The following is a 2,197-nucleotide window of genomic DNA, read 5'->3' as shown; positions in this document are numbered from 1 at the left end:
TCTTGGTTGCGCCGTGAGGCGCTGTTGGTTCGAGTGGAGGTGAAAGACCTGCACCAGCACCCTGTCGCAGCAGGGTTGTTGAAGCTGAGGGCAGCCTGATCCGGGTGGTGCCGGGAAGGGCGGGAAGCGGCCCTGACAAAGCCGGGACGTGCCAGTACTGCCAGATGGTGCGGGTTCGGCGAGCGTGATGGAGAGGAGTACGCGAGGAACCGGCGTTTTACGTCTCTCAAAGCGACACCGGCTCGAACCTGGTGGATCTGGGCCGGGCGTGGCGCGTATCCGGGTCGCTCTTTCGGGTGGTCTGGAGAACTCCTGGGGCGGTATTCAAGAGCTGCCCGGGAGGCCGTGGGGAAGGTCTGCGGCGTACTCGCGGCGATGCCACAGGGACACAGTCGGGCTCCTACTTCATCGAGCGAACCACAGTGAACACGGGAACCGTCCCGGTCCTTGCCCTGCACGCCGCGTCCGGCGGTGGTGGCGGGGCTGAGTCCACCGACGACTGATCGGTCCGGGACGGGGCGGAGCCGCCGTAGTACTCCGAGGCCGGGAGAGCCGGTCACATGGGGAAGGGCGGCAGCGGTATCGAGAAGGGAAGGATGCTGCAATGCCGGAAGACGCGCCGCCGAACGGCGGTGCTCCGTCGGCGGACCCCGAAGTGGGGCCCCGTCAGCGGGTATCGGAGATGCAGGCCAAGCTTCACCGTTGGGCGGCGGCCGACCCCGGCCGCAGGTTCGACGACCTGTTCAACTTCGTGCACGACCCGGCCACGCTGCGCATCGCGTGGGACCGGGTCGCGGGTAATCAGGGGGCGCGGACTCCCGGCGTGGATGGCCGCACGGTCGTCTGGATCGAGTCCGAGATCGGCGTCCCTGCCTTCCTGGCCGAGGTGCGTGAGCGTCTCAAGGCACGGGCCTGGAGCCCGATGCCGGCGCGCGAGCGCAAGATCCCCAAGCCCGGTGGCTCGGGAAAGGTCCGCAAGCTCGGGATTCCCCGGGTGGAGGACCGCTTGGTCCAGGCCGCACTGAAACTGGTGCTGGAGCCCATTTTCGAGGCCGACTTCGAGCCGGTCTCCTACGGGTTCCGGCCCGCCCGACGGGCCCAGGACGCGATCGCCGAGATCCACTACTTCGGCACCCGAGGCTATCGATGGGTGCTGGACGCGGATCTCGAGGCGGCCTTCGACAACGTCTCGCACCGCGCCGCCATGGACGCGGTGCGGGCCAGGGTCAAGGACAAGCGCGTACTGGAGCTGGTCAAGGCGTTCTTGAAGGCTGGTGTCCTCACCGAGGACGGCCAGTACCGGGACACCTACACCGGCACCCCTCAAGGCGGGATCCTGTCACCGTTGATCTTCAACATCGTCCTGTCGACGCTCGACGAGCACCTGCACAGGCCGTGGAAGAACGGCGGGGAGATGAGTACCGGCTCCCGGCGGGATCGACGTCGGTATCTGGGCCTGCCCAGATGGCGGGTCGTCCGTTACGCGGACGACTTCGTCGTCCTCGTGAACGGCACCCGCGACGACGTCGAAACGCTGCAGGAAGACATCGCTCATGTGCTGGAACCTCTGGGCCTTCGGCTGTCACCGGCCAAGACCCGAATCGTGCACATGACCGACGGGTTCGACTTCTTGGGGTTTCGCATCCAGTGGCGCCGCAAGCAGGGAACCAACGACAAGTGGCACGTCTACACCTTCATCGCCGACCGGCCCCTCCGGTCGCTGAAGGCGAAGATCCGTGCCCTGACACACAGGACGTCGCAACACCCTCCCAGGGACGTGCTGATCCGTCTCAATCAGATCATGCGCGGCTGGGCCAACTACTTCAAGCACGCAGTGGCGAAACACACCTTCAGCATGTTGGAACACTTCGTCTGGTGGCGGGTGGCCCGGTGGCTGAGAGCCCTGCATCGCTGGAGGTGGAAGGACGTCCGCCGGTGGCTCGCCAACCCCCACGGGGGCTGGCGCCGCCCGCACGCGGACGGGATCGAACTGTTCGACCTCCAGACGGTAACGGTCACCCGTTACCGCTACCGGGCGTCGAGGATCCCCAATCCCTGGACCGGAACCAACCACGCCTGACGGCAGAGACCGTGGAGAGCCCGTTGCGTTGAGAGGCGCACGGCGGGTTCGGCGAGAGGTCCGGAGAAACGGACCGGGAGCAACCCCGGCACCGCGCTCCGGGCCTACTCAGCGGAG

General features: G+C 66.9%; 1 protein-coding gene. It reads left to right on the top strand.

The genetic code is table 11. The features are described 5' to 3' along the window. Positions 1-604: 604 nt before the first annotated feature. Positions 605-2,080: a group II intron reverse transcriptase/maturase gene (gene ltrA / locus ACNPQM_RS43975; RefSeq protein WP_418088392.1), complete on the top strand. Its 1,476-nt coding sequence runs from the start codon at positions 605-607 to the stop codon at positions 2,078-2,080. The last annotated feature ends 117 nt before the right edge of the window (positions 2,081-2,197 follow it).

This window comes from Streptomyces sp. NPDC056231, from assembly GCF_048270745.1.
Classification (GTDB): Bacteria; Actinomycetota; Actinomycetes; order Streptomycetales; family Streptomycetaceae; genus Streptomyces.
The sequence above is the reverse complement of the archived record's forward strand: the minus strand, read 5'-3'. Positions and strand labels throughout refer to the sequence as shown.